Genomic DNA, 17488 nt, shown 5'->3' with positions numbered 1-17488 from the left:
TTCGACATCGGTCCTCCGCAAGGCCGGATGCCTTGTTTCGGGCATTCAGCGCGGGCCGAGGCCTTTCTAGCGTGGTTGGCATGCTGATCCCCGTCGTTCTCGCCGCCGCCCTGATGAACGCCGCGATGGTTGCTGCCAGCGCGATGAGCACCATCCTGATCGCCGACGATCTCAGCCCGGCCCTGGCCGGTCTGCCCAACACTGCAGGGGTTCTCGGCACCGCAGTCGGCGCCATGGTGGTCGGCTGGTGGACTGCTCGTCTTGGACGTGCCCACGCACTCCGCACCGGGTACGGCGTGGGTGTCTCTGGTGGAGCGCTGACAGTGCTGGCTGCGGTGGGCGCACCAGTGGCGCTGCTGTTCCTGGGCATGTTCCTGCTCGGCGTCGGCAACGCAGCGAGCCTGCTGTCCCGGTACGCCGCCGCAGACGTCGTACCGGCGTCCCGACGCGCGTGGGCCATGAGCACAGTCATCTGGGCCAGTACGGCGGGTGCTGCCGGCGGTCCGTTTCTGATGGCGCCATCCCAGTCGTTTGCCACGTATCTCGGCCTACCGGCGGTCGCCGGACCCTTCCTGCTCGCCATGGCCGCCGTCTTCGCCGCACTCGTCGCGTCGACCTACATCCGCGCCGGTCAGCCCGCAGCCGAGCCGGAACTCGACCACCACGAGCCCTCCGCGCCGTCTCGTCGTACGTCGGTTGTGCTGGCCGCCGGCGTGATGATCGTCGGGCATCTGGTGATGGTCGCGCTGATGACTGCTGTGCCTGTGCATGCTCATCTGCACGGCGACGGTCTCGGCGTGCTCGGAGTGATGCTGTCGGCTCACACCCTCGGGATGTTCGCCCTGTCTCCACTGACCGGGTGGTTGATCGACCGCTCCGGGCCTCGGCCGGTGATGCTCGCCGGACTCGCCCTTCTGCTGGTGGCGGCCCTGCTGATCAGCCAGGCCGGTCTGGCCTTCACTCCGGCGCTGTTCCTGCTCGGCTACGCATGGAACCTCTGCTACCTCGGTGGCAGCGCGCAACTGGCCGGCACCGACCTCGAGAGCAGGATCGAGTCGTCGATCTGGACCGTCGCCGCGCTGGCCACAGCCGCCTCACCGTGGCTCTTCACGCTCGGCGGGTTCCCGGTGCTCGCGGTCATCTCGGCGGTTGTCGCCGTACCGTTGCTCGTGCTGGTGGCCCGCCGGACGACACCCGCACCCGTCTGCCGGTGACACAGAGTCACCGAAACAGGCCTGTGGATATGGTCAAGACGGTGTCCGGACGCTGGTATTCTCTTGGATGTGGCCCGGTCCATCGACCGGGCTCGTTGCTTGGCGTCGACGGCAAGTGTCGGCGCGGAGCACCCGCATCGCCCTCCTGCCACGGAGAGACCGTGGCCGCCAAGTCCGAAGGAGGTGGAGTTCGCGCATGCGTCGTTATGAAGTCATGGTGATCCTCGACCCTGAGCTCGATGAGCGCACGGTGGAGCCTTCCATCGACCAGTACCTGAACATCGTCCGCAAGGAAGGTGGCACGGTCGAGAAGCTCGACATCTGGGGTCGTCGCAAGCTTGCCTATGACGTGAAGAAGAAGGCCGAAGGCATCTATGCCGTCATCGACCTGACCGCCGAGCCGGCGGTGGTGAAGGAGCTCGACCGTCAGCTCACGCTGAACGAGTCGATCCTCCGCACCAAGGTCATCCGGCCGGACCAGCACTGACCCTGGGGTCGTCAGCAGCCATCGGTACTGTCGGCGCCAGCCGCTACTGATAGCTGTAGACACAGTCACACCCGATAGCAGGAGGAACGGCAATGGCAGGCGAAACCGTCGTCACACTGGTCGGCAACCTTGTCGACGATCCTGAGCTCCGGTTCACCCCGTCCGGCGCCGCCGTCGCGAACTTCCGGATCGCGTCGACGCCGCGGACGTACGACCGGCAGACAGGTGAATGGAAGGACGGCGAGTCGCTGTTCCTGAGTTGTTCCGTCTGGCGCCAGGCTGCGGAGAACGTGGCCGAGTCGCTCCAGCGTGGCATGCGCGTGATCGTGCAGGGCCGGCTCAAGTCCCGTTCCTACGACGACCGTGAGGGCAACAAGCGCACGGTCTTCGAGATCGACGTGGACGAGGTCGGTCCGAGCCTGCGCAGCGCCACCGCCAAGGTGACCCGGGCGATGCGCTCGGGCCCCGGCGGCGAAGGTGGCGGCGGTGGCTTCGGTGGTGGCGGTGGCGGTAACCAGGGTGGTGGCTTCGGCGGCGGCCAGGGTGCCGCTCCGCAGAACGACCCCTGGGCGACCCCGCAGGGACAAGGCGGTGGCGGCCAGGCCGCCCCGCAGAACGACCCCTGGGCCAGCCAGGGCGGCGGCTCGATGGAGGAGCCCCCGTTCTGATCCGGTCCGGGTCGTGACCAGGTAAGACAGACCATTCCGGCATGTGCCGGGCTCTGGAAGGAAGAGAGCACCACAATGGCCAAGATCATTCGGAAGCCGAAGAAGAAGGTTTGCGGCTTCTGCAAGGACAAGGCAACGTACGTCGACTACAAGGACACCGCGCTGCTGCGCAAGTTCATCTCGGACCGCGGGAAGATCCGCGCCCGCCGGGTGACCGGGAACTGCGTGCAGCACCAGCGCGACGTGGCCACCGCAATCAAGAACGCTCGTGAGGTGGCCCTGCTGCCGTACACGAGCACGGCTCGCTGAGGGAGGCGCGGACCATGAAGCTCATCCTGGCGCAGGAGGTCGAGAACCTCGGAGCTCCCGGCGACATCGTCGAGGTGAAGGACGGCTACGGCCGCAACTACCTGGTTCCGCGTGGCCTGGCCATCGGCTGGACCCGCGGCGCCGAGAAGCAGATCCAGTCGATCAAGCGGGCGCGCGACGCCCGGGCGATCCAGGGCAAGGAGCACGCGAGCGAGGTCAAGAACCAGCTCGAGCAGCTCACCGTCACGCTGGATGTCAAGGCCGGTGACACCGGTCGCCTGTTCGGTTCGGTCACCCCGGCCGACATCGCCGCGGCGATCAAGTCCGCCGGCGGCCCGCTGGTCGAGAGGCGCGCGATCGCGATCGAGTCGCCGATCAAGACCACCGGCAAGCACCAGGTCTCCGTCCAGCTCCACCCCGAGGTGGCCGCCACGGTCCGCCTCGAGGTCGCGGCCGTCTGACCTCAGCAACACCTCGAGGCCCGTGCCCCCGCAAGGGGACACGGGCCTTGGTGTTTCACTCTGCTGGGAGGACTTTCGGCCAACTGACCGGAGCCGGGTCCGATTGGTCGCCGGTATCCGGTTGGTCGATCTTGGGCCACGTCACCGGCTCCGGATCGTTGTCCGCCCGCGCCTGCGCCGACGGCACCAGCAGCACCATCACCGCCAGCACCCCGGACACAACCCGCCCGAGCGGCCTCATCGCTTGTCCAGGGCAAAGAGGACGGAGTTCTGTACGACGATGGCGTGGCCCCCGGCGAGCCCCCAAGGGCGCGCGGTGTCGTTGGCCAGCGTGTGCGAGCTGTGACCTGGCGTGGTGGCGACCAGATCGTTGCGAACGGTCCCGTAGATCGTCGTGCCGGTGATCGACACCGGCTTGAAGTCGGCGTAGTGGAACGACTTCCGCGCGGTGAAGTCGATGAGGCACTCACCCCAGGCCGCGACGTTGCCGGCCGTGTCCGGGACCCACTGCCAGTCGCCAACGTTGTCCGCGCTGGTGGGCTGACACGTTGCGACGGCGGAGCCGTTGGCGGTCGAGTGCACGGCGGGGATCACGGTGTCCGCCGTTGCCGTCTTCCACAGCACGAGGGCGCGGCCCGGGCTGGCGGACACCACGTGATCGATGTCCTTGGCACCGGGTGGCGGTTGGAGCTTGACCTCCTGCACGGGCTTGTCCGGCTCGCTCCAGTACAGCGGTCCCTGGTACCGCGACATCAACGCGCGGCTGCCCTCGGCCAGCAGGATGGTGGACGAACGCGGCTGGTTCGGCACCGTCTTCAGCTTGCCGCCGGAGATCACGCCGGCTCCGGCCGTTTCGCCCATCTGCACCAGCGGCGAGCCGCCGAAGAACTGTAGGTCCGCCGAGTCCGGCAGCTCGATCTCGTTCGGTAGGGCGCCGTCGCCGGCCCAGTAGTACAGCGTGTTCTCCGTCGCCACCGCGACGACCCGCTTGGAGTCGATGGTGGTGTAGATCGGGCTCCCGACCTGCGACGGCACCTTGTCCTGCCAGAGCACCGTGCCGTTGCCGTCGAACACGGCGAGCTTCGAGTCCGGCGTCAGTACGGCGACCTCCGTGCCGTCCGGGGACACCGCGGGGGTCGAGTCGGGCGCGATGTCGACCGTCCAGCTCGCGTTGGCCGACCAGCCCAGCGGGACCGGCCGCGCGACGAACTGATCCGGCCCGACGCTCGGCGTGGGCAATGCCGGCAGCTTCGGCGACGCGGTCGGCGTGGCCACGCCGTCGCCCTTGCTGAACACCAGCAGGTAGACCGCCGTACCGGCGATCAGCGCACAGGCGACGACGGCCGCCACGATGATCGGCCAGATCGGCTTGTTGCCGCCGCCCCCGCCGCCACCGTCCGGCTCGACCGCCTCGACCCGGCCGTCCGGGTGGATGATCAGCGGCCAGGAGGCGCCGTCGGACTCGACCGCGGTCGCCTTCACCGGGCGGCCGAGCTGCCCGGCCCGCTCGCTGACCAGCGCGATCGCGGCCTGCCGCGGGTCGTGATGGTTGACCGGATGACTGCGGCCGGCGATCTTCACCTCGGCGTTGTGGTCGTCGTACAGCCGAATCGTGACCTTGGGCCAGGACGGGATCTTCTCAGCCACGACGACCTCTCATTCCCGCCACAGAACTCCCTCGCTCATCCGAAGTCGACGCCCTCGTTCTAGCATGGCCCCCGCACGAGGCATGCCAGGGATTCCGGGCAGGCAGAAACGACGCGAGCCCGGTGGCTCGACTGACCCCGACAAGGGGGTAGAAACATCCTCGCCTGTGGATGGGTCACGAACGTACACCCGGAAAGCGAGACAATACTGTGGGCGACAGCCTGTGACGCACCGCGAGAGGAGGGGCCATGACGCAGAACCCATGGACTCGGCAGCCGCAGCAACAGCCGGGCTCGGGTCCGCAACAGCCGTCTCCCACCCCCTCGCCGGACCTCACTCCACGGGGGCCGTCCGCGCCGCAGCACGGTGTTCCGGCGCCCGCGGAGGATCAACGGCTGCCCAAGTTCGCGATCCCGGTCGCGGACACGTTGTGGTGGGTCGGTGTGCACGGCGGCGCCGGCGAGACCACGATGTCGCTCCTCCTCCCGGGCACCCGGGCGGCCGGCCATCGCTGGCCGATCCCGCCGCCACCGGTGCCGACCCCGGTCATCCTGGTCGCGCGGACCCACGGATCCGGCCTGCGGGCTGCTCAGCGCGCCGCGATCGAGTGGGCCTCTGGAGTGGTCCAGGGAGTCGCCGTGCTCGGCCTGGTGCTGATCGCGGACGCCCCCGGCCGGCTGCCGCGCGTGCTCGACGACTTCGCCGACATCGTCGGCGGCGGCGTACCGCGGGTGTGGGACATCCCGTGGATCGAGGAGTGGCGCAGAGGGGAGGCTCCCACGCCTGACAACACCCCGGACGAGGTTTTCGAAGTCCTTGAATCCATCTACGCTCTTCGCGCGTCAAACCCAGCGGACTACCCCGCCCCGTACTGAAAGGCACCTATCGCGATGATGTTGGTACACGTGATCTCGGACGCTGTCAGCCAGCTTCCGCTCGTCGATGACCCTGGCGTGGGCTCGAAGCCGCCGGGTGCGGAGAAGCTCAACCTGGTGATCAAGTGGGTCACCTGGATCGCTTTCACCATCTGCATCCTCGGCATCGTGATCGCCGGCGCCATGATGGCCGTCGGCCAGCGGCGCGGCGAGGGTGGCGAGCACGCGGCCCGGCTGGGCTGGGTCCTGGCGGCCTGCATCGTGATCGGCTCGGCGTCGGCCCTGGTCGGCCTGCTGCAGTGACGATCAGCAGCATCGGCCGGCTCGTCGGACGCTGATCGGCCATGGGACTGTTCAGCCGGGATCCCGACTCCGGCCTCGGAGACGGCGACGCCGGAGGTGAGGGCACGCGCTTCTGGCAGGAGCGCGGATTCGTTGCCTCGGCGATCGTCGTCGGTGCGGTGTTCGTCTGTCTGCTGGTGTGGGTCTTCGCCCGCGGCTCGGGTACGCCGACCTCGCAGCAGTCGCCGGCGCCGACCCCCGTCGTACCGACCGAACAGCCCACCGAGGAGCCGTCCGTGCCGCCCGCCACACCCACGGAGGAACCGACCGGCACCACCACGCCAGGTACGCCGCCGCCGATCAACTCGTCGACCGGCGGGTGCAAGAACCCGAAGCCGGACCTGCGCATTCCGTACTCCGCGCCGCCGGCTGTCACGTGGCAGTTCGAGGCCGACATGCTCATCCCGCTCCAGAAGGCGGGCGGCCCGGCGACGACGGCCGACAACGGCGTGCGTTCCTGTTTCGCCCACTCGCCGACCGGAGCCGTGCTCGCGACCCTCGTGCTGCTCGGCCAGATCCGCAACCAGGACCTGGCCGAGTCCGTGCTGGAGACGCGTGTCCTGCCCGGCCCGGGGCGGACACGTGCGCTCGCCGAGGTCCGGAGCCCTTCGACCCCGCAGGCCACCGGGCAGGTCCAGTTCGCCGGTTTCAAGGTGATCGACTACCAGCGCAACCGCGCGATCATCCAGGTCGCGGCCGAGCTGAACAACTCGAGCGTCGCGTCGCTGCCGGTCACGATGGTCTGGTCGGGCGGCGACTGGAAGGCGGCGCTCAAGCCCGACGGCAGCTTCAACGGCGAGGTCGCCCCGGACGTGCTGCAAGGGCTCGACGGCTACGTCAGGTTCAGTGGTGCGTCGTGATCGCGCTCGGCTGTTCCTGGTGGCCCGGGGACTGGGACGACTGTGTCGAGGAATACCTCGGCAAGGCGATCAATGCCGTCATGGGTCCCTTCTTCAAGCTGATCTTCGAGGCCATCCAGAGAGTCGTCGTCGAGGCCGTCAACGTCGTTCTGCAGGCCGTCGGTTTCCTCTGGATCTATATCAAGACCCCGGACGTCTCGGACAACGGCACGGTCAGCTTCATCCAGGTCCATACGAACTACATTCTGGGCGCGGCTGCCTTCATCGCCGTGGTCGTCGCCGCGATCCAGATGGCGGTCTCGCACCGTGGTGAGCCGCTGCGCGAGATCCTGCGATCGCTGCTCACCATGGTCGTGGTGTCCGCCGCCGGCACCGGCTTCGCCGCGTTGCTGATCCAGGCCTCGGACGAGTTCTCCTCATGGATCATCAGCCAGGCGCTCAACGCGGACGACAAGGCCTTCGCGCACGAACTCGCCGCCCGGATGACCGATCCACTCATGGATCCGGGGGAACAACTGCAGTTCGCCCTGATCATCTTCGTCGGCATCCTGATGGTGATCACCGCGATCATCCAGCTGGGCCTGATGATCGTCCGGTACGGGATGCTCGTGCTGCTGGTCGGCGTACTGCCACTGACCGCCGCGGCGACGAACACCGAGATGGGCATGATGTGGTTCAAGCGGGCGATCGGCTGGCTGGGCGGATTCATCATCTACAAACCGGTGGCGGCGTTGATCTACGCCACGGCGATCAAGCTGATGTCCGCACCGGCGGTGCCCGAAGGGGCCAAGGCGCCGGAGGGAACACCGGAGACGCTCAAGGTCGTCATGGGCGTCACCATGATGATCATCGCGGTCGTCGCACTGCCCGCCATCCTGCGCTTCGTGTCGCCGAGGACGTCCTGAGATGATCCCGCTCAGCTGGTACGACATCATGCTCAAGGCCGTCCAACATGTCCTTCAACCGGTCATTGACAAGGTGATCAGCATGATCTTCCAGCCGATTCTCGATGCCATCGCCGCCGCGATCACGCTGGTGATGGGCACGATCGGCACCTTCTGGATCTACGTCAAGACACCGGCTGTCGGCAGCACCACGACGGGCCAGCCGGCCAACGGCTCGGTCGGCTTCATCTGGGAGCACACCCAGTACATCGCGATCTTCGTCGCGGTGATCGGGGTGCTGGTCGGCGCCATCCAGATGGCCTGGAGCCAGCGGGGCGAGGCCGCCCGGGACATCCTCCGGTCACTGATCACGCTGGCCATCGCCTCGACGCTGGCGATCGCGGTCGCGCAGGCGCTGATCGAGTTCGGCGACAAGTTCTCCGACTGCCTGGTCACCACCGCGCTGTGGGACAACGGCGAGGGCTGGCACTGCGGCATGGGCAACACCGGCGGCAGCAAGGGCTTCGGGGACACGATGGCGGCGCTGCTCGGCTTCTCCGCGGCCGCAGGGCCGATCGGCATCGGCCTGATGATCACCATCGGCATCCTGACCATCGTCGCCGGAGTGATCCAGATCGTCCTGATGGTGGTCCGTTCGGCGATGCTGATCCTGTTGCTCGGCGTGCTGCCGATCGCGGCGGCCGCGACGAACACCGAGATGGGCCGGAGCTGGTTCAAGCGGATCATCTCCTGGCTGCTCGCCTTCATCCTCTACAAACCGGTGGCCGCGATCGTCTACGCGACCGCGATCAGACTCACCTCGAACAACGGGCAGGGCCTGAACTTCAACGGCAAATCGCCCGGCGGCCAGGTCATGAACATGGTCACCGGCGTGACCATGCTGGTGCTCGCGCTGTTCGCGCTGCCCGCGCTGATGCGGTTCATCGTCCCGATGGTCGCCGCCACCGCGAGCGGCGCCGGAGCCGGCATGCTCGCGGCCAAGCTCGGCGGACCGGCCGTGGACAAGCTGGCCGACGCGGCCAACAAAGCCGGCGATCAAGGCGGTGGCAGTGGCAGTGGTGGTGGCGACGGCCCGACCGGTGCCCAGAATGTCGGTCGTGCCACCCAGCAGTCGCAACCCCCGAGCGGTGGTGGCGGCGGTGGTGGTGGTGCCGCGGCAGGCGGTGAAGGCGGCGCTGCGGCAGCAGGCGGTGGTGGTGGCGGCGCGGCGGCGGGTGCTGCCGGCGGCGGTGGAGGTGCCGCGGCCGGTGGTGGAGCCGCAGCCGCTGGTGGCGGGGCGGCGGCAGCTGCCGGTCCGGCCGCGGCCGCGGTGGTGGCCGTGAAGATGGGTGTGGACGCCACCAAGGCGGCAGGCCAGATGGCCGCCGGCGAAACCATGGGCAACGACGCCATGGACGAAGGCTCCGGAGGCGGAGGCGGAGGCGGTGGTGGCGGAGGCGGCGGTGGCCCGAGCGGCAGCGGTGGCCCCAGTCGCGACCCGGGCCGGCAACAGCAGGCGACCCGACAGCCACCGCAGCAGCACCAGCAACCTCCACCTCGACCTCCGGACGGACCACGTGGCAGCGGCTGACAACGTACGAAGCGCCCCGCGCACCTACGGCAACTGGCGCCAGCCGGCGTCGGCGGGTATCGCCGGCCTGGGCACTTTGGGCACCGCCATCATGATGGGCGGTCTGCTCCTGACGATCGTGACGATGATGGCGGGCGGCCTGCTCGCCGCAGTCATCACGCTGCTGCTCGTCGCGGTCGCTCTGCTGCTGCTGATGACCAAGGACAAGCACGGGCAGTCCGCGTTGCAACGGATCTCGACTCGCATTGGATGGCAACGAGCAAAGATGGCGAAGCACAACATCTACCGTTCCGGTCCGCTCGGGCGGACCGCGTGGGGCAAGTTCCAGATCCCTGGTCTGGCCGCGGCGTCCCAGCTGAGCGAGTACAAGGATTCGTACGGCCGGCCGTTCGCGCTGCTGTTCTACCCGAGCACGCGGCACTTCACCGTGGTCATCAACGCCGAGCCCGACGGTGCGTCGCTGGTCGACGAGGAGCAGGTGGACGTCTGGGTCGCGCACTGGGGTCAGTGGCTGGCATCGCTCGGACACGAGCCGGGCATCGTCGCCGCGTCGGTGACGGTGGAGAGCGCGCCCGACACCGGCATCCGGCTGCGCCGTGAGGTCGGCAACAACATGATGGACGGGACGCCGGCCATCGCGCGGGCCATGCTCACCGAGGTGGTGCAGACCTACCCGGAGGGCTCCGCGCTGGTCTCGGCCCGGGTCGCGCTCACCTTCAAGGGCACGGACCGCAACGGCAAGCGCCGCAAGGAAGAGGACATGGGACGCGAGCTCGCGTCCCGGCTGCCCGCACTCACCCAGAGCCTGAACGCCACCGGCGCGGGCGCGGCCCGGCCGGTCACCGCGCAGGAGCTGTGCGAGACGATCCGGATCGCGTACGACCCGGCCTCCGCCGTACTGATCGACGAAGCACGCAGCCAGGGGATGGCGCCGGAACTGCAGTGGACCGACGTCGGCCCGGCCGCCGCCCAAGGGTTCTGGGACAAGTACCGGCACGACTCCGCGTGGTCGGTGACCTGGCAGATGACCCAGGCGCCGCGTGGTGAGGTGTTCTCGTCGGTGCTGTCCCAGCTGGTCGCGCCACACGCCGACATCGACCGCAAGCGGGTCACCCTGCTCTACCGACCGCTGGACGCCGCCACCTCAGCCCGGATGGTGGAGGCGGACAAGCGCAACGCGTCCTTCCGGGCGACCACCTCGAACCGGCCGACCGCGCGGACGATGGCCGAGGCGCGGGCCGCCGACCGGACCGCGCAGGAGGAGGCGCGTGGGGCCGGGCTGGTCAACTTCGGCATGGTCGTGACCGGAACCGTGATGACGGCCGAGCAGATTCCTGACATGGTCGCTGCCATCGACAATCTCGGCGCCACCGCGCGCATCCTGCTCCGGCCGGCGTACGGCTCGCAGGATTCCGCGTTCGTGGCCGCCTTGCCGCTGGGCGTCGTACTCCAGAGCCACCTGGCCGTCCCGGCCGGGCTCCGGGAGGCCCTGTGACCAGGACAAGCACAGTGACATCTGGGGAGTCACAGTGAGCAAGAAGACGAAGAAGCCGGTCGACCCGTCGCGCCGGGGCAAGCGCCCGATGCCGCGGGGCTGGCCAGGTCCGGGCGGTGGCTACTCGACCTACCTGCAGGCTCCGGCCGAGTGGCGCGGTACGACGGTGCAGGTCTGCGGCATGTGGCCGTTCTCGGCCGGCACCGGCAGCCCGATGGTCGGCGTACCGATCGGGCGCAACATCCTGTCCGGTGCGACCATGTGCTGCGATCCGATCAGCTGGTTCATGCGGGCCAAACTGATCTCGAACCCGTCGATGTTCGTGCTCGGCAAGCCGGGTCTGGGCAAGTCGACGATCACCCGCCGGATGGCGCTCGGCATGGCCGGCTACGGCATCCAGCCACTGGTGCTGGGCGACCTGAAGCCCGACTACAAGGACCTGATCGAGGCCCTCGGCGGGCAGGTCATCCAGCTCGGCCGCGGCCGTGGGCACCTGAACGTGCTCGACCCGGGCGAGTCCCGCCAGGCCGCGCTCCGGCTCACCGGCAAGGCCCGCGAGGCGATCCAGGCGGACGCGCACGGCCGCCGGCAGACCATGGTGTCGGCGCTGATCTCGATCATGCGCTCGGCCCCGCCGACGGACCGCGAGGAGACCATCATCGACGAGGCCCTCAAGGTCCTCGACGAGAGATACGCCGGTACGCCGGTGCTGCGCGACCTGCTCCAAGTCGTCCAGGAGGCACCGGACCGGGTCCGCAACGTCGCCCTGGACCGCGGCAGCCTCGACCGGTACCGGCAGATCACCGAGGGCCTCGAGGCGTCGCTGATCGGCCTGGTCGGTGGTGGCCGGCTGGGTGAGATCTTCTCCGAACAGACCGACAACCCGATGCAACTGGACCGTCCGGTCGTGTTCGACGTGTCCAACATCGACGACTCCGAGACGAACCTGCAGGCCGCCGTACTGCTGGCCTGCTGGTCGTACGGCTTCGGAGCGGTCGCGGTCTCGCAGGCGCTGGCCGATGCCGGCCTCGAGCCGCGGCGGCACTACTTCGTGATCCTCGACGAGCTCTGGCGGGTGCTGCGGGCCGGCCGTGGTCTGGTCGACCGCGTCGACGCGCTGACCCGGTTGAACCGGCAGCGTGGTGTCGGCATGGCGATGATCTCGCACACCATGTCCGACCTGCTGGCGCTGGAGCACCCCGAGGACCGGATGAAGGCGAAGGGCTTCGTCGAGCGGTCCGGCATGGTCATCTGCGGCGGTCTGCCACGCGCCGAGATGGAGAACCTGACCGAGGTCGTGCCGATGTCCCAGGAAGAGCAGAACATGCTCATCGGCTGGCAGGACCCGCCCGCGTGGGACCCGGCCACCGGTGAGGAGGCCGCGCCACCCGGCCGCGGTAACTTCCTCGTCAAGGTGGGTGGCCGCCCGGGAATCCCGGTGCACGTCGGCCTCACCTCGGTGGAGCGTGAGATCAACGACACCAACAAGCTGTGGAAGAGCGGTGCGGACGGCCAGCCGCTGAAGGTCGAGGTCGCCCCCGACGGCACGGAGGAGATCGTCGGGCAGTACAGCCTGGACGACCCGGCGATGCTGCCGCCGCCGGATCCCACCACCCGAGTGGTCGCCCGAACGGGAGTTGACGAGTAATGGCCCAGGGCAAGAAGAGCACCGGACCGGGCGGGCTGTCCGCCGAGTCGATCCTGGTCTTCATCGGCATCGGCCTGTTCGCGATCGTCGTGGTCGGCGTGTGGGGCGCGCTCAAGATCGCCGCCGGGATCAACAACACCCGCCCGGTGCCGAACCCGATGCGGGCGCTGGCCGACCTGATCAAGGGCCGGCTGATGTGGTCCGGCGCAGCGACCGGCGTCCTCATCCTCGAAGTCCTGGTGCTGCTCGGGATCGCCGGCGGCGTCTGGTTCTTCGTCCGGAACCAGCGGTCCTCGGTCGGCCGGGTGGACAAGCAGGCGTTCCTGATGTCGAAGCGGTCCGAGATCTACAAGCTCACCCGTGAGGGTGCCCAGGACATCGCCAACCGGCTCGGCGCCGGGCACGCCGGTCCCGGCATCCTGATCGGCCGGACCGTCCGGGACAACCTCGAGGTCTTCGGCTCCTGGGAAGACATGCACGTCGACATCTGGGGTCCCCGGACCGGTAAGACCACGTCCCGCGCCGTACCGGCGATCCTGGACGCGCCGGGCTCGGTGGTCGCCACCTCGAACAAGCGGGACATCGTCGACGCCACCCGCGGGCCGCGGTCCGAGCGCGGGCCGGTCTGGGTGTTCGACCCGCAGGAGGTCTGCGAGGAGCCGCCGAACTGGTGGTGGAACCCGCTCAGCTACATCACCGACGAGACCAAGGCGCGCGAGATGGCGGAGCACTTCGTCGCCTCGCAGCGCAAGGAGACCGCCCAGACCGACGCGTTCTTCGATGCCGCCGGCACCGATCTGCTGGCCGGGCTGCTGCTGGCGGCCGCGGTCGCGAAGCGCCCGATCACCCAGGTCTACTCCTGGCTGGCCGACCAGCGGAACGACGAGCCCGAGCGGATCCTGCGCAACACCCCCGGCCTGCAGTTGTCCGCGGACGCGCTGTCCGGGGTCATCAACGCGCCGGACAAGCAGCGTGCCGGTGTCTACGGCACCGCCCAGCAGAGCGCGATGTTCCTGGTCAACCGCAAGGTCACCCGCTGGGTCATCCCGCAGGGCCCGAACGACACCCGCCCGCAGTTCAACCCGCACGAGTTCGTCCGCCAGGGCGGCACGCTGTACAGCCTCTCCAAGGAAGGCGCCGGTACGGCGGGTCCGCTGGTCACCGCTCTCACGGTGGCCGTCGTGGAGGCGGCCGAGCAGTACGCGCGCGGCATGCCGATGGGCCGCATGCCGAGCCCGCTGGTCGGCGTACTGGACGAGGCCGCGAACGTCTGCCGCTGGAAGAACCTGCCCGACCTCTACAGCCACTTCGGTTCCCGCGGCATCGTGCTGATGACGATCCTGCAGTCGTGGGCGCAGGGCCAGGAGTGCTGGGGCGACCACGGCATGGAGAAGCTCTGGTCCGCCGCCAACATCCGGGTGTACGGCGGCGGCGCCTCGGACTCGAACTTCCTCGAGCGGCTGAGCAAGCTGATCGGCGACTACGACATCGTCTCCAGTTCGGTGTCGTACAACGAGGGCAAGCGCGGCACCAGCCGGCAGACCCAGCGGCACAACATCCTCGAGGTGTCCGATCTGGCCGCGATGCCGCCCGGGCGCGCGGTCGTGTTCCCGTCCGGTATCCCGGCGACGATGGTGAAGACGGTGCCGTGGTTCACGCGGCCGGACGCCGGTGCGGTGAAGGCGTCGCTGGCCAAGTACGACCCGGGAGCGTCCGGTGCGCCGGCGCCGCAGGCCGGCGGGAACCCGTGGGTCTCGGCCGGCACCCAGCAGGCGCCCGCCCCACGCGGCCCGGAGAGGCCGGTCTGGGAGCAGAACGAGGAGCAGCGCGGTGGATGGTGAACAGGAGCTCTTCTATCCGCACGTCGCGGCGTTCGTCGAGGACCGGCTGATCTACCTGTACACCCGGCGGATCGGGCAGCAGTACATCTGGTGCCCGGAGTGGTACCGGCATGCCGAGGCGTTGAGCCGGCTGGATTCGATCTGGCGCGCCTGGGAACACCTGCGGCTCGACCCGGCGACCGGGATGTCGGTCTGGTGGCGCGACCACGCCGACCCGCACATGATGGCGCTGCTCGACCCGGACGGCCCGTTCGCGGCCTGCCGGGGTGCGCACACCGACTACCCGATCCCGCCGCTGCCGGTGGAGGAACCGCCCGCGGGCCTGTTCTTCGACCAGCGCCAGCCCAACGTCCGCGGCATCTGAGATGTGGAAATGGGGCAACCTGCTGCTGGCCTTCCTGGCCGAGTTGGTTGCCCTAGGCATCTTCGCCTGGTGGGGCTGGGAGGCTGTCTCCAGTACGCCGCTGAAGCTCTTGCTCGCGATCGGCCTGCCGGTCGTCGCCGCGGTGCTGTGGGGACTGTTCGCGGCGCCGACCGCGTCCCGCGGCACTCCGGTGGTGCGGGCGATCGTGAAGGTCGTCGTCTTCGGCCTGGCGGGTGCCGCGCTGTGGAGCCTCGGGCACCCGCTGCTCGCCGTGATCTTCGTCGTGGTGGTCGCAGCGAACCTACTGATCATCCACGTCCAGAAGATCGAGCCTTAGTCACCTAATCCGATGTCGGGCTGGGTGCTTCGGTCGTGCACCTTCTGCTTGAGCTGCTTTCGCACGAACTTGCGGGCGCGTGGCGCCTCGGCCGGTGGGTTGCGGACGGCCTCGCTGGCGGGCGGCTGTGCCTCACCGCGTCGCTCCCGGGCCTCTTCGTCGTACCGATCGGCGATGCCGTCGTCGCGGTCCGCGTCCCGGTCCTCGCGGACGGCGGCGCGCTGATAGCGACGGCCGGCCGCGGCGGTGGCGTCCGCGCCGGGCTCGTCGGGTCTGGCGGCCGCCTCGTCGAGCAGATGATTGCCGTGGGCCCAGTAGCTGGTGGCTTGCCGGCGTTCGGCCCCGGCGTCGCGGCGGTAGCGGTCGCGGGCCGACTCGGCGATCTCGGCCAACCGGATCGCCTCGGTGGTCTCCGCGGTGGCATCGAGAACCTCGCGCCGCTCGCGGACCTCCTCCAGCCCCCGCTCGTCCCGGGCCGCGAGCTCGATCCGCTCGTCGCGGGCCTGGTCGAGCTCCTCCTGGCGGCGGGCCTCTTCCTCCTCCGGCGTCAGCCCGACCACAGCGGCCGGACGCTCGCCGTCCCGCTCCGAGGCGCGGGCGCCGCGCCGCTCACTCGCGGCCCCGGTGTCGTCGTCGCCCTGCGCGTGGTCGGGCTCGAGCGCGATGGTCTGCTCGTCGTCGGTGTCGGCCATGCCGCTCCTTTCCTCCGGCTCCACGATGCCGCACCCCGGGGTCAGCGGGTAGCCCCGGTCACCAGCCAGCCGTCACCGCGCTCGCGGGTGATCAGGGTGAGCAGCCGCAGCAGCATGTAAACACCGAATGCCCACCACAGCGCGACGATGCCACCGCCGAGCCACAGCACGCACAGCGCCAGCGGTACATAGAGCACGAGCGCGATGACGCCGGCCACCGCGAGATACGGTCCGTCGCCCGCGCCGATGAGTACGCCGTCCAGGACGAAGACGACCCCGTTCACCGGTTGCCAGATTGCGGCGACGACCAGTACGGCGGCAAGAGTACTGCGTACCTCTGGATCCGAACTGAACAAGGGGACGTAGAGATCGCGCAGACCCCACAGAGCGAGGCCGCCGATCAGTCCGGAGAACAGGCCCCACCACATCATCCGGCGGGTGATCGCCCGAGTGCCGGCCACGTCGCCCGCACCCAGCGATCGGCCGGTGAGTGCCTGGGCGGCGATGGCGATCGCGTCGAGCGCGAGGGCCAGGAAGGACCAGAGGGTGAACGCGACCTGGTGTGCCGCGACCGACGTCGTACCCAAGGCCGTGGCGACGAAGGCGAGCAGGATGATTGCCGCGCGCAACGTCAGGGTGCGGACGATCAGCGGCACGCCCATCTGCGCCGACGCGAGGATGCCGGGGCGGTCCGGCCGCAGCTTGGCGCCGTCGCGCCGGGCGCCGCGGACGACCACCACGACGAGTGCTACACCGGCGGCGGTCTGGGCGAGCGCCGTACCGAGTGCCGAGCCGGCGATGTCAAGGTCGAGGCCGTAGACCAGCAGGACGTTCAGGCCGATGTTGGCGAGGTTGGCACTGATGGCGACGATCATCGGCGTCTTGGTGTCCTGCAAACCTCGCAGTACGCCGGTCGCCGCGAGCAGGAGCAGCATCGACGGGATCCCGAAACAGGAGATCCGCAGATAGGTCACCGCGTGACCCGCCACATCCGCGGACGGGTCGAACGCCGCGATGGCGGTCGGCGCCAGGATGAGCCCGGCCAGCGCCAGTACGACGCCCAACAGCAAGGCCAGCCAGAGTCCGTCGATCCCCTGGGCCAGGGCGGCGCGGTGATCACCGGCTCCGATCCGGCGGGCGACGGACGAGGTGGTGCCGTACGCGAGGAACACGCAGACACCGACGAGCGTCTGCAGGATCGTCCCCGCGACACCGAGCGCGGCGAGTTGCGGCGTACCGAGGTGCCCGACGATCGCCGAGTCCGCGAGCAGCATCAGCGGCTCCGACACCAGGGCGAAGAACGCGGGAACCGCGAGCCGGAGGATCTCCTTGTCCTGGACCCCGATCAGTCGACGCAGTCCGGTCCGGCCCGTCACCATGCAGTCACCGTGCCGCCGGCTGGGGACGGCGGCATGTCATGAGCATGCGGCCTATTGTGCCTGACTTCGGCTGTGCACAAGCGCCGGATCCCGCACTCCGGAAAAAGGACGCGAAGTTTTTCTTCTCCACAGTTGTGAATGAGTGAAAGCGCAGGTCAGAGGGATGTTGTGGACCTTTGTCCCCAGATATCCACAGGGTTGTGCCCAACCTGTGCACACCCGTTCGCGGGGTTTCCCACAGTTCGTCCACACCCCCTGTGGACGACCGGCTACCACCGGGTGACCAGACCGGCGTACGGTCGCGTGACTGACGCCGTCCGCCCGCAGTCCCGGGGGCGAGCCCGCCTGCGGATGGCGCCGGGGGGACCCTCGTTCCGGCGGGGCGGAAAGTGTC

At 69.1% G+C, this 17488-nt stretch carries 19 protein-coding genes; 15 read left to right on the top strand and 4 right to left on the bottom strand.

The genetic code is table 11. The features are described 5' to 3' along the window. Window positions 1–80 precede the first annotated feature (80 nt). The 5 genes from OG555_RS12690 (at window position 81) to rplI (ending at window position 3139) form a co-directional block, all read left to right on the top strand. Window positions 81–1214 carry an MFS transporter gene (locus OG555_RS12690; RefSeq protein WP_329483039.1) on the top strand — a complete coding sequence of 378 codons (1134 nt, stop codon included), beginning with the start codon at window positions 81–83 and terminating at the stop codon, window positions 1212–1214. A gap of 196 nt (window positions 1215–1410) precedes the next feature. Then, window positions 1411–1701 carry a 30S ribosomal protein S6 gene (rpsF, locus tag OG555_RS12685; RefSeq protein ID WP_132211461.1) on the top strand — a complete coding sequence of 97 codons (291 nt, stop codon included), beginning with the start codon at window positions 1411–1413 and terminating at the stop codon, window positions 1699–1701. A 92-nt stretch (window positions 1702–1793) separates the two neighbouring features. After that, window positions 1794–2369, top strand: coding sequence for a single-stranded DNA-binding protein (locus tag OG555_RS12680; protein ID WP_329483038.1), 576 nt, complete (start codon window positions 1794–1796; stop codon window positions 2367–2369). A gap of 75 nt (window positions 2370–2444) precedes the next feature. Beyond that, entirely contained in the window at window positions 2445–2678 is a 234-nt protein-coding gene (gene rpsR, locus OG555_RS12675; RefSeq protein ID WP_012924539.1) for a 30S ribosomal protein S18, read from the top strand. A 14-nt stretch (window positions 2679–2692) separates the two neighbouring features. After that, a complete protein-coding gene (rplI, locus tag OG555_RS12670) occupies window positions 2693–3139 on the top strand; it encodes a 50S ribosomal protein L9 (RefSeq protein ID WP_328524773.1) in 447 nt (148 codons plus the stop codon). Between the two features lie 55 nt (window positions 3140–3194). On the opposite strand, the gene OG555_RS12665 is transcribed toward rplI, so the two are convergent. After that, on the bottom strand, window positions 3195–3380 hold the full coding sequence (locus OG555_RS12665) for a hypothetical protein (RefSeq protein WP_329483037.1): 186 nt from the start codon (window positions 3378–3380) through the stop codon (window positions 3195–3197). Then, the gene (locus OG555_RS12660; RefSeq protein ID WP_329483036.1) at window positions 3377–4786 is read right to left on the bottom strand and encodes a hypothetical protein; all 1410 of its coding nucleotides are present in this window, start codon (window positions 4784–4786) and stop codon (window positions 3377–3379) included. Before OG555_RS12660 ends, OG555_RS12665 begins: the two co-directional genes overlap by 4 nt. A gap of 248 nt (window positions 4787–5034) precedes the next feature. On the opposite strand from OG555_RS12660, the gene OG555_RS12655 reads away from it, so the two are divergent. Genes OG555_RS12655 through OG555_RS12610 form a run of 10 tightly spaced genes read left to right on the top strand, consistent with a single transcriptional unit; the run spans window position 5035 to window position 15023 of the window. Next, window positions 5035–5661, top strand: a complete 627-nt coding sequence (locus tag OG555_RS12655; RefSeq protein WP_329483035.1) for a DUF6668 family protein — start codon at window positions 5035–5037, stop codon at window positions 5659–5661. Between the two features lie 30 nt (window positions 5662–5691). Further along, the gene (locus OG555_RS12650; RefSeq protein ID WP_329483034.1) at window positions 5692–5964 is read left to right on the top strand and encodes a TrbC/VirB2 family protein; all 273 of its coding nucleotides are present in this window, start codon (window positions 5692–5694) and stop codon (window positions 5962–5964) included. Between the two features lie 41 nt (window positions 5965–6005). Continuing rightward, the gene (locus OG555_RS12645; protein WP_329483033.1) at window positions 6006–6863 is read left to right on the top strand and encodes a hypothetical protein; all 858 of its coding nucleotides are present in this window, start codon (window positions 6006–6008) and stop codon (window positions 6861–6863) included. Continuing rightward, on the top strand, window positions 6860–7768 hold the full coding sequence (locus OG555_RS12640) for a type IV secretion system protein (protein ID WP_329483032.1): 909 nt from the start codon (window positions 6860–6862) through the stop codon (window positions 7766–7768). Before OG555_RS12645 ends, OG555_RS12640 begins: the two co-directional genes overlap by 4 nt. Before the next feature lies 1 nt (window position 7769). Next, a complete protein-coding gene (locus tag OG555_RS12635; protein ID WP_329483031.1) occupies window positions 7770–9338 on the top strand; it encodes a hypothetical protein in 1569 nt (522 codons plus the stop codon). Then, window positions 9325–10833 carry an SCO6880 family protein gene (locus OG555_RS12630; RefSeq protein WP_329483030.1) on the top strand — a complete coding sequence of 503 codons (1509 nt, stop codon included), beginning with the start codon at window positions 9325–9327 and terminating at the stop codon, window positions 10831–10833. Before OG555_RS12635 ends, OG555_RS12630 begins: the two co-directional genes overlap by 14 nt. Before the next feature lie 34 nt (window positions 10834–10867). Beyond that, the gene (locus tag OG555_RS12625) at window positions 10868–12481 is read left to right on the top strand and encodes an ATP/GTP-binding protein (RefSeq protein WP_329483029.1); all 1614 of its coding nucleotides are present in this window, start codon (window positions 10868–10870) and stop codon (window positions 12479–12481) included. Beyond that, window positions 12481–14322, top strand: coding sequence for a type IV secretory system conjugative DNA transfer family protein (locus OG555_RS12620; RefSeq protein WP_329483028.1), 1842 nt, complete (start codon window positions 12481–12483; stop codon window positions 14320–14322). Before OG555_RS12625 ends, OG555_RS12620 begins: the two co-directional genes overlap by 1 nt. Further along, entirely contained in the window at window positions 14312–14686 is a 375-nt protein-coding gene (locus OG555_RS12615; RefSeq protein ID WP_329483027.1) for a DUF4913 domain-containing protein, read from the top strand. Before OG555_RS12620 ends, OG555_RS12615 begins: the two co-directional genes overlap by 11 nt. 1 nt (window position 14687) lies before the next feature. Continuing rightward, a complete protein-coding gene (locus tag OG555_RS12610; RefSeq protein ID WP_328524762.1) occupies window positions 14688–15023 on the top strand; it encodes a YrdB family protein in 336 nt (111 codons plus the stop codon). On the opposite strand, the gene OG555_RS12605 is transcribed toward OG555_RS12610, so the two are convergent. Together OG555_RS12605 and OG555_RS12600 are read right to left on the bottom strand one after the other, a co-directional pair. Next, window positions 15020–15715 (bottom strand): hypothetical protein, encoded by a 696-nt coding sequence (locus tag OG555_RS12605; protein WP_329483026.1) that lies wholly within the window; start codon window positions 15713–15715, stop codon window positions 15020–15022. The genes OG555_RS12610 and OG555_RS12605 overlap by 4 nt on opposite strands. Before the next feature lie 41 nt (window positions 15716–15756). After that, entirely contained in the window at window positions 15757–17094 is a 1338-nt protein-coding gene (locus OG555_RS12600; RefSeq protein ID WP_329483025.1) for an MATE family efflux transporter, read from the bottom strand. Window positions 17095–17488: the final 394 nt, after the last annotated feature.

The sequence above is a fragment of the Kribbella sp. NBC_01484 genome (genome assembly GCF_036227145.1).
In the GTDB taxonomy this organism is placed as follows: Bacteria; Actinomycetota; Actinomycetes; order Propionibacteriales; family Kribbellaceae; genus Kribbella.
Note: the sequence above shows the minus strand (reverse complement) of the source record. Positions and strands in the feature narration are given on the sequence as shown.